This is a genomic window from Rhodopseudomonas sp. (assembly GCF_036404135.1).
In the GTDB taxonomy this organism is placed as follows: Bacteria; Pseudomonadota; Alphaproteobacteria; order Rhizobiales; family Xanthobacteraceae; genus Rhodopseudomonas_A.
This window is the reverse complement of the sequence record NZ_DASWPE010000109.1, coordinates 1-12,046: the sequence shown is the minus strand read 5'-3', so window position 1 is coordinate 12,046 and position 12,046 is coordinate 1. Positions and strand designations below refer to the sequence as shown.

Below are 12,046 nucleotides of genomic sequence, written 5' to 3'. Positions count from 1 at the left end.
GCTGCCGCGGCCGGCCTGCAGCATGCCGGGGAGGAACGCGCGAATCGTGCGGTGCATCGACTTGACGTTGAGGTCGAAGGAAAAATCCCAGTCGGCGTCGGAGCAGTCGAGCACGCTGCCGTGATGCACGAAGCCCGCGGCATTGAGCAGGATGTCGATGGTGCCGACGCGGCCGGCCAGGGCCGCGACCGCGGCGCTGTCGCGCACGTCCAGCCGATGCACCTCGCCGACGCCGTCCGCGGCAAGGCCTGCCAGCGCGCTGTCGTCGATGTCGGTGGCGATCACCGCGGCGCCCTCATCGGCAAAAGCAATCGCGCAGGCGCGGCCGATTCCTGCGGCGGCGGCGGTCACCAGCGCACGTTTGCCTTGCAGGCGGTTGGTCATGACGGTCTCCCCAGTTTCTTATGCTGTGCCGGTGGCACAGATTTTATGTTGGTCCTTCCGGGGCGCGAGCAGCGTCAGCTGCGAGTGAACCCGGAATCTTGCACCCTACAATGTCGCCGGATTCCGGGTTCGCTCGAGCCATGCTCTCGCGCCCCGGAATGAGGGCTGTCGTCGTCGAAGTGCCTCGTCGCGCCTGAGACGCTCAGTGATTATGCCTTGCGACGCCAACCAAGCCTGCGATGTCGTGGTAGCGCGTGGCGAGTTCGAGGCAGGCGCCGGTGGCCTGCTGGCCAACGGTTGAGCGGTAGAGCTCCTGCCACGGCGTCTGGTTCGCCGGATAGTGGAAGCCGCCATGCGCCTTCAGTTCGGCGCGGCGCCGCGCCAGTTCCTCGTCCGAGATCAGCATATTGGCGCTGCCTTTGTTGAGGTCGATCCGCACGCGGTCGCCGGTTTTCAGGATCGCCAGCCCGCCATTGGCGGCGGCTTCCGGCGTGGCGTTCAAAATCGACGGCGAGCCCGAGGTGCCGGATTGCCGGCCATCGCCGATGCACGGCAGCGAATGGATGCCGCGTCTGATCAAGGCCGCGGGCGGCTGCATGTTCACCACCTCGGCGCCGCCCGGATAGCCGATCGGCCCGGTGCCGCGCACGAACAGGATGCAGTGCTCGTCGATGTCGAGCGCTTCGTCGTCGATTCTGGCGTGATAGTCCTCCGGGCCCTCGAACACGATGGCGCGACCCTCGAAGGCGTTGAGGTCGCCCGGCGTCGCCAGATAGCGCTCGCGGAATTCCAGCGAGATCACCGATGTCTTCATGATCGCGGAGTCGAACAGATTGCCGCGCAGCACCAGGAAGCCGGCGTCCTGCACCAGCGGGCCGTCGTAGCTCTTGATCACTTCGCCGTCGGGCAAGGCCGCCGCGCGGCAATTGTCGCCGATGCTTTTGCCGTTCACCGTCACCGCGTCGGCGTGGATCTTGCCGTGCTTGATCAGTTCGCGCAGCACCGCCGGCACGCCGCCGGCGCGATGAAATTCCTCGCCGAGATAGACGCCGGCCGGCTGCATGTTGACCAACAGCGGGATCTTGTGGCCGACGCTCTGCCAGTCGTCGATCGACAAGTCCACGCCGATGTGGCGGGCCAGCGCGTTGAGATGGATCGGCGCATTGGTCGAGCCGCCGATCGCCGAATTGACCACGATGGCGTTCTCGAACGCCTGCCGGGTCAGAATGTCCGACGGCTTCAGGTCCTCCCACACCATCTCCACCGCGCGCTTGCCGGTCTCGTAGGCGATCTGGCCGCGCTCGCGATAGGGCGCAGGGATCGCCGCACAGCCCGGCAGCGACATCCCCAGCGCTTCCGCCAGCGCGTTCATCGTCGACGCCGTGCCCATGGTGTTGCAATGGCCGACCGAGGGCGCCGAGGAGGCCACGATCTCCATGAATTCCTCGTAATCGATCTCGCCCGCGGCCATCCGCTCGCGGGATTTCCACACCACGGTCCCGGAGCCGGTGCGCGCGCCGTCGTGCCAGCCGTTCAGCATCGGCCCGCCGGACAGCACGATCGCCGGCAGATTGACGGTGGCCGCCGCCATCAGGCAGGCCGGCGTGGTCTTGTCGCAGCCGGTGGTCAGCACCACGCCGTCCAACGGGTAGCTGAACAGGATTTCAACCAGCCCGAGATAGGCCAGGTTGCGGTCGAGCGCCGCGGTCGGCCGCTTGCCGGTTTCCTGGATCGGGTGCATCGGGAATTCCATCGCGATGCCGCCGGCCTCGCGAATCCCCTCGCGCACCCGTTGCGCCAGTTCCAGATGATGCCGGTTGCAGGGCGACAGGTCGTTGCCGGTCTGCGCGATGCCGATGATCGGCTTGCCAGCCTGCAGCTCCTTGCGGGTCAGTCCGTAATTCAGGTAGCGCTCCAGATAGAGCGCGGTCATCGCCGGATTGTGAGGGTCGTTGAACCATTCGCTGGAGCGCAGCTTGCGCCCGGTCGCCGGCTTGTCCATCGTTTCTCCCGCAGCGCACACATTGATCTTGTGGCGCGCCTTTGTTGTTCGCCGGCGAATGTTGGCATGCCGATGATGGCCGCGCAACGTCGCCGGCGCGATGTCCGTCACGTTTTCATGCGGCGACATCGCCGAAAATTTCTGCTAAGACCTCGTCCAACAAAACGCGGCGGCGGCAATGACCGCAAACAAGCCGGCGTGTCTGGGAGGAAATTGATGGCGTCGGTGCAGATCCACGACGTGCGGAAATCTTTCGGCGGTTTTGAAGTGTTGCACGGCGTCAGCGTTCCGATCGAGGACGGCGCCTTCGTGGTGTTGGTCGGCCCCTCCGGCTGTGGCAAGTCCACCTTGCTGCGGATGCTGGCCGGGCTGGAGAAGATCACCTCCGGAACCATCTCGATCGGCGACCGCGTGGTCAATAACGTACAGCCCAAGGAGCGGGACATCGCCATGGTGTTCCAGAACTACGCGCTGTATCCGCACATGACGGTGGCGCAGAACATGGGCTTCTCGCTGAAGCTGCGCGGCGCCGCCCAGGCGATTATCGACGACAAGGTCAACCGCGCCGCCGACATTCTCGATCTGCGCAAGCTGCTCGACCGTTTCCCGCGGCAGCTCTCCGGCGGCCAGCGCCAGCGGGTGGCGATGGGCCGCGCCATCGTCCGCGATCCGCAGGTGTTCCTGTTCGACGAGCCTTTGTCGAATCTCGACGCCAAGTTGCGGGTGGCGATGCGCACCGAGATCAAGGAGCTGCATCAACGGCTGAAGACCACCACGGTCTATGTCACCCACGACCAGATCGAGGCCATGACCATGGCCGACAAGATCGTGGTGATGCAGGATGGCATCGTCGAGCAGATGGGCTCGCCGCTCGAGCTCTACGACCGCCCCGACAACAAATTCGTCGCCGGCTTCATCGGCTCACCGGCAATGAATTTCCTCAACGGCGAACTCAAGGTGAATGGCGGGCAGCCCTGGGTCGAAACCGCCAACGGCGCGCGATTGCCGATCGAGGCGGCGCCGGCCTCGGCCAACGGCAAGGCGGTGACCTACGGCATCCGGCCCGAGCATCTGGAATTCGCCGACGATGGCATCGAGGCCGAGGTGGTGGTGGTGGAGCCGACCGGCTCGGAAACCCAGATCGTGGCGCGGGTCGGCACCCAGGAACTGATCGCGATCTTCCGCGACCGCCGCAGCGTGCAGCCCGGCGACCGGATCTATCTCAAGCCGCGCGCCAGCGCCGCGCATCTGTTCGACGACGCCACCGGCAAACGACTGTCCTGAACGCAACGAACTACCACGTCCAAAAAACCAATTGGTCGATCAACGAACCAATACCACAGGGAGACGACGGAAGATGACTGGATTTACCCCGGATCGCCGAACTTTGCTGAAGGGCAGCGCACTGACGCTGGCCGCCGCGGCGACCATGTCGGCCGATCAGTTGCTGGGCTATGCCAAGGCCTGGGCGCAGACCGCGCCGTTCAAGCCGGAGGCCGGCGCCAAGATCAACCTGCTGCGCTGGAAGCGCTTCGTCGAGGCCGAGGACGTCGCCTTCATGAAGATCGTCGACGCGTTCCAGCAGGCCACCGGCTGCACCGTCAACGTCTCCAACGAATCCTACGACGACATCCAGCCCAAGGCCTCGGTGGCCGCCAACACCGGGCAGGGGCTCGACATGGTGTGGGGGCTGTATTCGCTGCCGCATCTGTTAGGCAACAAGGTCGCCGACGTCGCCGACGTCGCGAATTATCTCGGCGGCAAATATGGCGGCTGGACCAAATCGGCGGAGGATTACTGCAAGGTCGGCAACAAATGGGTGGGCGTGCCGATCGCCACCACCGGCGCTCTGATCAATTATCGCATCGCCGCCTGCGAGAAGGCTGGCTTCAAGGAATTTCCCAAGGACACCGCGGGTTTTCTGGAATTGTGCAAGGGGCTGCAGAAGAACGGCACCCCGGCCGGCATGGCGCTCGGCCATGCCTCCGGCGACGCCAACACCTGGCTGTATTGGGCGCTGTGGACGTTCGGCGGCAATCTGGTCGACCAGAACAACAAGGTGGTGATCAACTCGCCGGAAACCGCGGCGTCGCTGGAATACATCAAGCAGCTCTACGCCACCTTCATCCCCGGCACGGTGTCGTGGAACGACTCCTCCAACAACAAGGCGTTCCTCGGCGGCCAATTGCACCTCACCGTCAACGGCATTTCGATCTACGTCACCGCGAAACGCGAGGCGCCGGCGATCGCCGAGGACATGAACCACGCCTATATGCCGATCGGGCCCTACGGCAAGCCAAGCGAGATGCATCTGGCGTTTCCGTTGCTGATCTTCAACTTCACCAAATATCCGCAGGCCTGCAAGGCGTTCACCGCCTTCATGCTGGAGGCGCCGCAGTTCAATCCATGGATCGAGGCGGCGCAGGGCTATCTGTCGCATTTCCTCAACGCCTACGACGCCAACCCGATCTGGACCGCGGACCCCAAGACCACGCCGTATCGCGACGTCGCCAAGCGCGCCCGCACCCCGGCCGGGCTCGGCACGCTCGGCGAGAACGCGGCGTCGGCGATCGCCGACTTCATCCTGGTCGACATGTTCGCGAATTATTGCACCGGCCGCGAGGACGTGAAGGGCTCGATCGCCTCGGCGGAACGGCAATTGAAGCGGATCTACCGGGCGTAAGCACGGAGGTTTTTCACCTCTCCCCGCTTGCGGGGAGAGGGAGAGGCAGCGCAGTTTGGAATGACAGTTCAACGCGTCATTGCGAGCGCAGCGAAGCAATCCAGGGGCAGCACATGCGGTCCTGGCTTGCTTCGTCGCTTTGCTCCTCGCAATGACGGGCAACCGGCACGGCGCATGACAGGCGAGGACATTGTCTTGATCCACTTCGGAGACGCAACGCGATGAGCACGATGCAATCCTCGCTGCCGGGGCGCGGTCGCCCGATGCCGGTGGCGTCGACCTGGCAGCGGCTCACCACCAACCGCAACTGGCTGGCTTTGTGGTTCATGCTGCCGGCGGCGGCGTTCCTGATCCTGTTCCTGGCCTATCCCTTGTTTCTCGGCGTCTGGATGAGTTTCACCGACGCCCGCATCGGCCGCGACGGGGTGTTCATCGGGCTGGAGAACTACCAGTGGCTGTGGGACGATTCGGTGTTCTGGCTCTCGGTGTTCAACACGCTACTTTATACGATCGTGGCCAGCGCCATCAAATTCGCGGTCGGGCTCTATCTGGCGCTGCTGTTGAACCGTCACATGCCGTTCAAGGCGATGATACGCGCCGCGGTGCTGATCCCCTTCATCGTGCCGACCGTGCTGTCGGCGATCGCGTTCTGGTGGATCTACGATTCGCAGTTCTCGATCATCTCCTGGTCGCTGACCAAGATGGGGCTGATCCACGAGAACATCAATTTCCTCGGCGATTCCAATTGGGCGCGGGCCAGCGTGATCTTCGCCAATATCTGGCGCGGCGTGCCGTTCGTGGCGATTACGCTCTTGGCCGGGCTGCAGACGGTGTCGCCGTCGCTCTATGAGGCGGCGACGCTCGACGGCGCCACCTCCTGGCAGCGCTTCCGCTACATCACCTATCCGCTGCTGACGCCGATCATCGCCGTGGTGATGACGTTTTCGGTGCTGTTCACCTTCACCGATTTTCAGTTGATCTGGGCCTTGACCCGCGGCGGCCCGGTCAACGCCACGCATCTGATGGCGACGCTGAGCTATCAGCGCGGCATTCTCTCCGGCCGGCTCGGGGAGGGCGCGGCGATCGCCACCGCGATGATCCCGTTCCTGATGGCGGCGATCGCGATTTCCTGGTTCGGCATGCAGCGCCGCAAGTGGCAGCAGGGCACAGACAATGACTGAAACCACCGCAACCGATCCGCGCCTCGCCACCGCAGCGACCGCCGCCAAGGACGACAGCGACGGCATGAGCTATCTGGAGTCGCTGCCGCGACGGCTGGTGACGCTGTATCTGCCGCTGTTCGTCATCCTCGTGGTGCTGTTGTTTCCGTTCTATTGGATGGCGCTGACCTCGATCAAGCCGGACGAGCAATTGATCGACATGGAGACCTACAACCCGTTCTGGGTGGTCAAGCCGACGCTGAAGCACATCACCAAGCTGCTGTTCGAGACGCAGTATCCGCGCTGGCTGTGGAACACGATGTATGTCGCCGCCGCCTCGACCACGCTGTCGATCATCGCATCAGTGCTGGCGGCCTACGCCATCGTGCGCTTGCGGTTTCGCGGCGCGCAGACCGTCGGTGCGCTGATCTTCATGGCCTATCTGGTGCCGCCCTCGGTGCTGTTCATTCCGCTGGCCTCGGTGATCCAGGCCTACGGGCTGTTCGATTCGCCGCTGTCGCTGATCCTGGTCTATCCGACGCTGCTGATCCCGTTTTCGACCTGGCTGCTGATGGGCTATTTCAAGACCATCCCGTTCGAACTCGAAGAATGCGCGCTCATCGACGGCGCCTCGCGCTGGCAGATATTGACCCGCATCGTGGTGCCCTTGGCGGTGCCGGGGCTGATCTCGGCCTTCATCTTCTCGTTCACGCTGTGCTGGAACGAATTCATCTACGCGCTGACCTTCCTGCAATCGACCCAGAACAAGACCGTGCCGGTGGCGATCGTCAACGAATTCGTCGACGGCGACATCTACAAATGGGGCTCGCTGATGGCCGGCGCGCTGGTCGGCTCGCTGCCGCTGGTGATCCTTTACGCGTTCTTCGTCGAGCACTACGTTTCGGCGATGACCGGCGCGGTGAAGGAATAGCTCGTCTAACGCCGTCGCCCTTCGAGGCTCGCCCGACGCGGGCGAGCGCCTCAGGATGACGGCTCCCCAGCGCCGTCGTCCTGAGGTGCGAGCCATTCTTCATGGCGAGCCTCGAAGGATGCGGCGCGTCGCCGACGTTTGGCCTGTTCGCGTTTCAATACAAAACCAAGTACAAGGAGCCCTGTTTGCACATCCTCATTCTCGGCGCCGCCGGCATGGTCGGGCGCAAACTGACCGAGCGGCTGTTGCGCGACGGTCATCTCGGCGACCGTGCGATCAGCAAATTCACGCTGCAGGACGTGGTGGCGGCGCCGAAGCCGCTCGATGCCACGATCGAAATCGACATCGTCACCTCGGATTTCGCCGATCCGGCCAGCGCGGCGCCGCTGCTGGCCTCACGCCCCGAGGTGATTTTTCATCTCGCGGCGATCGTGTCGGGCGAAGCCGAGGTCGAGTTCGACAAGGGCTACCGCATCAATCTCGACGGCACCCGCTATCTCATCGAGGCGATCCGCAGCGTCGGCGACGGCTACCGGCCGCGGCTGGTGTTCACCTCGTCGATCGCGGTGTTCGGTGCGCCGTTCCCGGAAAAAATCGGCGACGAGTTCTTTCACACCCCGCTGACCAGCTACGGCACCCAGAAATCGATCTGCGAATTGTTGATCGCGGATTACAGCCGCAAGGGTTTCCTGGACGGCATCGGCATCCGGCTGCCGACGATCTGCGTCCGCCCCGGCAAGCCGAACAAGGCGGCGTCCGGCTTCTTCTCCAACATCATCCGCGAGCCGCTGGCGGGGCAAGAGGCGGTGCTGCCGGTGTCCGACGACGTGCGGCACTGGCACGCCTCGCCGCGCTCGGCGGTCGGCTTCCTGCTGCACGCCGCCACCATGGATCTGGCGGCGATCGGGCCGCGGCGCAATCTGTCGATGCCCGGGCTGTCGGTGACGGTCGGCGACCAGATTGCAGCGCTCGCGCGCGTCGCAGGACCCGGCGTGGTGGCGCGGATCAGGCGCGAGCCGGACCCTTCGATCATCGGCATCGTCGCCGGCTGGCCGCGGGATTTTGTCACCGACCGCGCCAAAGCGCTCGGCTTCACTACCGCTGAAAAAACCTTCGACGACATCATCCGGATTCACATCGAGGACGAACTGGGCGGCGAGTTCGTGCGGTAGAAGGCTTTTGAGTGGATTGATGCGCTTCAAGGTTCCCGGGCTGTCATTCCGGGGCGGGCGCAGCTAAGCTGCGCGCGAACCCGGAATCTCGCAGCGCGCATGGGCGTTCGGACTGAGGCAAGATTCCGGGTTCGCTCGCAAAGTGCTCGCGCCCCGGAATGACTCGCGTAAGAGGCGGCGGCTGAACGCTAACCCTTCATCAGCCCGAGCCGGCTCGCGCCGATATAGAGTGCCAGCGCCGCGGCGTTGGAGACGTTGAGGCTCTTGATCTCGCCCGGCATGTCGAGCCGCGCCAGCGCGCTGCAGGTCTGTCGCGTCAATTGCCGCAGCCCCTTGCCCTCGGCGCCGAGCACCAGCGCCAGCGGCTGGGTCAGCGGAATCGTCGAGAGGTCGTCGCCGCCCTCGCTGTCCAGCCCCACGGTCTGAAAGCCGCGCTCGTTCAATTCGGTCAGCGCGCGAGCCAGATTCTGCACGCTCACCATCGGCACCAGTTCCAAGGCGCCTGAGGCGGATTTCGCCAGCACGCCGGTGGCTTCCGGGCTGTGCCTTGCGGTGGTGACGATCGCCTTGACCGCGAACGCCGCCGCCGAGCGCAGAATCGCCCCGACATTGTGCGGATCGGTGATCTGGTCGAGCACCAGCACGATGCCTTGCTGCGGGAGCGCGTCGAGCTCCGGCGGCTGCAGCGGGTCGGCTTCGGCGAGCAGGCCCTGATGCACCGCGTCGGGGCCAAGCCGCTGGTCGATCAGGCTCGGCCGGACGATCTCCGGCGGCACGCGGGTGTCGATGTTTTCGTCGGCCAGCCGGCGCGCGGCGTTTTCGCTGAGCAACAGCTTGCGAATCCTGCGCTGCGGATTGCCCAGCGCCGCCACCACGGTGTGCCAGCCATAGAGGATGGCGGGGCCGTCGGGGCGGGATTCGCGGTCGCGCCAGGGTTGCCGGCCGCCCTCCTTGGGGTTGCGGCTGGATTTGTCGGGGCGGCGTCCAAAACGCGGCTTTCGCTCGAAATCGGTCATCCCGGCTTGTCTCACGGGTTCCTCGGCTTGGCAATTCGACCGAGGCAGGCTCTGGCCCACCAAAATCGCCGTCGCGTCGGTTGACTTTGGGGGCGGGGTTCGCCCATAACCGCGCCCAGATTGGATGCCCGCTAGCGGGCTTCGCTTTCGTCGCCGATCCGGGCATTGCGATGGCCGGCCGGCACGTCAAGCGGGGGAGTGTCCCGAGTGGCAAAGGGAGCTGACTGTAAATCAGCCGTCTTATGACTTCGAAGGTTCGAGTCCTTCTTCCCCCACCAATCTGTTTTTGCTAGGGATTTTCCCTTGGTGGGATCTGGCTTGTAAGCAATCCGTAAGCAATTCTGTAAGCAATCCGGTTTTCACTGTTCGTTCTCATGACGCAACACCCTTCGTTTTCCTTCGGGTAGCTACGCGGCTCCGGGCGACTCGGCGCGTGATTTCGACATTGCTGGCGATGTAGTCGCGCCTGGTTCCCTCCATGTCCGATTTCTGCATATGGTCGGTGGTGTCCTCGATCGAGGCACCTGACGCCCTGGCTTCGGTGCCGCCGTCGTGCCGCGCGCGGGCGTTCCAGACCTCCTTGGGCACGCCGGCCGCGTCTGCAACGTCCCTGTACATGCCGTAGAACACGCGGTAGCGGACGGGGTCGCCGCCATCGTCGGTGACGAACGGGCCGGCACGCTGCTCGGCCGGCACCGCCGACAGCGCCATCTGGAATAGGGGGTATTCCATGACGTCAAATTGGGCGGCACGCCCCGTCTTCAGCCGGGCCAAGTCAAGGACGCCCGTCTCGAAATCTTCGAAGCAGAGACCGGGCCGCCACACCTTGCCGCCGCGGACGATCATGCCTTCCGTGACAGCGATGTGTCGCGCCGGCATCCAATAGCCGATGGCGTCGATCTGGCTGATGGTGAATTCGAACTGCGCTGCGACAGCGAGGGCTACCGATCGGCTACGCCTGGTTCCGATTTCAATACCCTTGAGCACGATGGCCTCGGCCTGGCCGTAGGTCATGACGACTTTCTGGGGCCTAGCCGTTTGTCCCATCTTCTTTTCATCGGTCTCCTTCCGGAATTCCATGCCCTCGATCATGGTCGATAGCTTGAGACAGTCGGCAAGACCGAGCTCGCAGCCATAGGCGAGCAGGATTCGGAAAATCTGAATGATCGCCTTGGCGAGCCGCTCCCGCGGCAATCCGCCGAGCCTTGCCGGTTTGCGCACTTCCCGAAACCACGTCCTGAGATCTGCCCCGGTGAGTGCTGAGATGCGGCGGCGTCCAGCGACCTTGTCGAGCGCGCGGAGCCAAGAGACGTAGCCGCGTTGCGTGCTGAAGCGGGTGTCGTGGAATGGCGACTGCTTGTCGCCCTGGTAGCACCTGATCAGCGAGGCAACTGTGCCATCGTAAACAGGGCGGGTGTCGACCTTGCCGGCATTGAGCCAGTCCTGCATTTCTGACCAGAGGTCGTTGCATCGGTCGAACATCAGCCTCACGGCCGAGAGCGAATTCAGATCGCCATGCAGGCGAACGGTGGGCGGCTGAAATCCGGCGTCGGCGGCACGCTTCGCGGCGTACCAATAGGCCTCGCGCGTGCTGTTCGGCCGCGTGATAATTCTAAACCCTCGACCTGTGATCTCGACTTCGATGCCGCCGACCAAGAGGGGTTTGTGTTTCCGGGACATCGAAATTTTCCTTGCCGTCCGGCCTATAGGGCACGACCCGGACGCGGGCGTTCATCGTCGGCGGATTTTGAGGCGCGTCAACCGTCATCGGCAACGATAGCCCGTGCCTAACCCTGAAATATTCGACCACGGCGGGCCAGAAGCGGCCGCCCATAAGTTCGTCGATCGGGGGAAGGCCGTGCTTGTCCTGGAGATATTTGGCCTTTCTGGGCCACTCCTTGGCCCGTTTTGGACCCATCACTTCCAAAGCAATGCGATCCTCGTCCGGGTACATCGGAATGGACGCACCCTCAGTCGCCATGGGGAAGCCGTCGGAGACTTCGCAGCTCCGCCTCATGCTCCAGCGCCAGGCGGCGCCAGCGGTCCCGGTCGGCCGATGTCTGCCGCTCGGCGTGTTCTGCCCGGTCGGCTCGGACCACGGCCGCCCGGTGGGCTGTTTCGGCTTCCGTGCGTGCCCGTGTCTCTCCGGCGATCTGGGACTTGAATTTTGTGACGATGGTGCGCAGCTGGCGGAGTTCGGCCAGCACGTCCATGGATGGCGCTGAGTCCGACTCAGCGCCGGGCAACCCCAGCTCTGACGGCGCTTGAGCGATTTGAGAAGGTGTTCGAATCTGGAACACCTTTGGGTGGCGCGGCGCCCGGGTTCGGTCCAGCATCAGACACGCCTCGCAAGAGCCTGGATTGCCCGATCAAGAATGAAGAACGCTGCTCTCTGGCGCTCTTGCAAAGCTTCAAACCTCTCCAAGTCGAACGAGTCATCAATGTAGGCGGTTTGAAATTCTCCACCGACCTCATTGCGGATTGCGCGGATGAGATATCTTGAGTACCGCGCAACCTCCGCCCTCGATCGGGGGGTCGTATTGATGAACCGGCGGAGTGGTCGTGTCCCGCCAAGTGGTGTAGCTCGGTAGAGCAAAGCCGCCCGCACGCGCGACCTCAAATAGCGCCGTAGCGGGCGGGCGGCTTTGCGGCGGCCATCGGCGATTTGCCCGGTAGGATCGGGTTGCGAGACACCAAC

General features: G+C 64.0%; 11 protein-coding genes and 1 tRNA gene. 7 read left to right on the top strand and 5 right to left on the bottom strand.

Features of this window, described 5'->3' with window-relative positions:
• The coding region (locus VGC77_RS13545) for an SDR family oxidoreductase (protein WP_331172089.1) at window positions 1-384 on the bottom strand (384 nt) is incomplete at its 3' end.
• Between the two features lie 202 nt (window positions 385-586).
• A complete protein-coding gene (locus VGC77_RS13540; RefSeq protein WP_331172088.1) occupies window positions 587-2,386 on the bottom strand; it encodes an IlvD/Edd family dehydratase in 1,800 nt (599 codons plus the stop codon).
• A gap of 216 nt (window positions 2,387-2,602) precedes the next feature.
• Between VGC77_RS13540 and VGC77_RS13535 the strand changes: the two genes are divergently transcribed.
• The 5 genes from VGC77_RS13535 (at window position 2,603) to denD (ending at window position 8,332) form a co-directional block, all read left to right on the top strand.
• The gene (locus tag VGC77_RS13535; RefSeq protein ID WP_331172087.1) at window positions 2,603-3,670 is read left to right on the top strand and encodes a sn-glycerol-3-phosphate ABC transporter ATP-binding protein UgpC; all 1,068 of its coding nucleotides are present in this window, start codon (window positions 2,603-2,605) and stop codon (window positions 3,668-3,670) included.
• A gap of 73 nt (window positions 3,671-3,743) precedes the next feature.
• Window positions 3,744-5,069 (top strand): ABC transporter substrate-binding protein, encoded by a 1,326-nt coding sequence (locus VGC77_RS13530; protein WP_331172086.1) that lies wholly within the window; start codon window positions 3,744-3,746, stop codon window positions 5,067-5,069.
• Window positions 5,070-5,290: 221 nt separating this feature from the next.
• On the top strand, window positions 5,291-6,250 hold the full coding sequence (locus VGC77_RS13525; RefSeq protein WP_331172085.1) for a sugar ABC transporter permease: 960 nt from the start codon (window positions 5,291-5,293) through the stop codon (window positions 6,248-6,250).
• The gene (locus VGC77_RS13520; RefSeq protein WP_331172084.1) at window positions 6,243-7,160 is read left to right on the top strand and encodes a carbohydrate ABC transporter permease; all 918 of its coding nucleotides are present in this window, start codon (window positions 6,243-6,245) and stop codon (window positions 7,158-7,160) included. The genes VGC77_RS13525 and VGC77_RS13520 overlap by 8 nt, the downstream gene beginning before the upstream one ends.
• A 185-nt stretch (window positions 7,161-7,345) precedes the next feature.
• Window positions 7,346-8,332 carry a D-erythronate dehydrogenase gene (denD, locus tag VGC77_RS13515; protein ID WP_331172083.1) on the top strand — a complete coding sequence of 329 codons (987 nt, stop codon included), beginning with the start codon at window positions 7,346-7,348 and terminating at the stop codon, window positions 8,330-8,332.
• Between the two features lie 188 nt (window positions 8,333-8,520).
• Here denD and rlmB read toward each other — a convergent pair whose 3' ends face one another.
• Window positions 8,521-9,348, bottom strand: a complete 828-nt coding sequence (gene rlmB / locus VGC77_RS13510) for a 23S rRNA (guanosine(2251)-2'-O)-methyltransferase RlmB (protein ID WP_331172082.1) — start codon at window positions 9,346-9,348, stop codon at window positions 8,521-8,523.
• A gap of 192 nt (window positions 9,349-9,540) precedes the next feature.
• Between rlmB and VGC77_RS13505 the strand changes: the two genes are divergently transcribed.
• Window positions 9,541-9,626 (top strand) — tRNA-Tyr (locus VGC77_RS13505).
• A gap of 94 nt (window positions 9,627-9,720) precedes the next feature.
• Here the strand turns inward: VGC77_RS13505 and VGC77_RS13500 are convergent.
• Together VGC77_RS13500 and VGC77_RS13495 are read right to left on the bottom strand one after the other, a co-directional pair.
• The gene (locus tag VGC77_RS13500; protein WP_331172081.1) at window positions 9,721-11,028 is read right to left on the bottom strand and encodes a hypothetical protein; all 1,308 of its coding nucleotides are present in this window, start codon (window positions 11,026-11,028) and stop codon (window positions 9,721-9,723) included.
• Between the two features lie 290 nt (window positions 11,029-11,318).
• Window positions 11,319-11,561, bottom strand: a complete 243-nt coding sequence (locus VGC77_RS13495; protein WP_331172080.1) for a hypothetical protein — start codon at window positions 11,559-11,561, stop codon at window positions 11,319-11,321.
• Between the two features lie 2 nt (window positions 11,562-11,563).
• Between VGC77_RS13495 and VGC77_RS13490 the strand changes: the two genes are divergently transcribed.
• Window positions 11,564-11,851 carry a hypothetical protein gene (locus VGC77_RS13490; RefSeq protein WP_331172079.1) on the top strand — a complete coding sequence of 96 codons (288 nt, stop codon included), beginning with the start codon at window positions 11,564-11,566 and terminating at the stop codon, window positions 11,849-11,851.
• Window positions 11,852-12,046 lie beyond the last annotated feature (195 nt).

Excerpts from the sequence above, each read along its gene's own strand:
- rlmB (WP_331172082.1), bottom strand. The coding sequence starts at position 9,348 with ATGACCGATTTCGAGCGAAAGCCGCGTTTTGGACGCCGCCCCGACAAA.
- VGC77_RS13520 (WP_331172084.1), top strand. The coding sequence starts at position 6,243 with ATGACTGAAACCACCGCAACCGATCCGCGCCTCGCCACCGCAGCGACC.
- VGC77_RS13490 (WP_331172079.1), top strand. The coding sequence starts at position 11,564 with ATGGCGCTGAGTCCGACTCAGCGCCGGGCAACCCCAGCTCTGACGGCG.
- VGC77_RS13535 (WP_331172087.1), top strand. The coding sequence starts at position 2,603 with ATGGCGTCGGTGCAGATCCACGACGTGCGGAAATCTTTCGGCGGTTTT.
- VGC77_RS13500 (WP_331172081.1), bottom strand. The coding sequence starts at position 11,028 with ATGTCCCGGAAACACAAACCCCTCTTGGTCGGCGGCATCGAAGTCGAG.
- VGC77_RS13525 (WP_331172085.1), top strand. The coding sequence starts at position 5,291 with ATGAGCACGATGCAATCCTCGCTGCCGGGGCGCGGTCGCCCGATGCCG.
- VGC77_RS13495 (WP_331172080.1), bottom strand. The coding sequence starts at position 11,561 with ATGGACGTGCTGGCCGAACTCCGCCAGCTGCGCACCATCGTCACAAAA.
- VGC77_RS13530 (WP_331172086.1), top strand. The coding sequence starts at position 3,744 with ATGACTGGATTTACCCCGGATCGCCGAACTTTGCTGAAGGGCAGCGCA.
- VGC77_RS13540 (WP_331172088.1), bottom strand. The coding sequence starts at position 2,386 with ATGGACAAGCCGGCGACCGGGCGCAAGCTGCGCTCCAGCGAATGGTTC.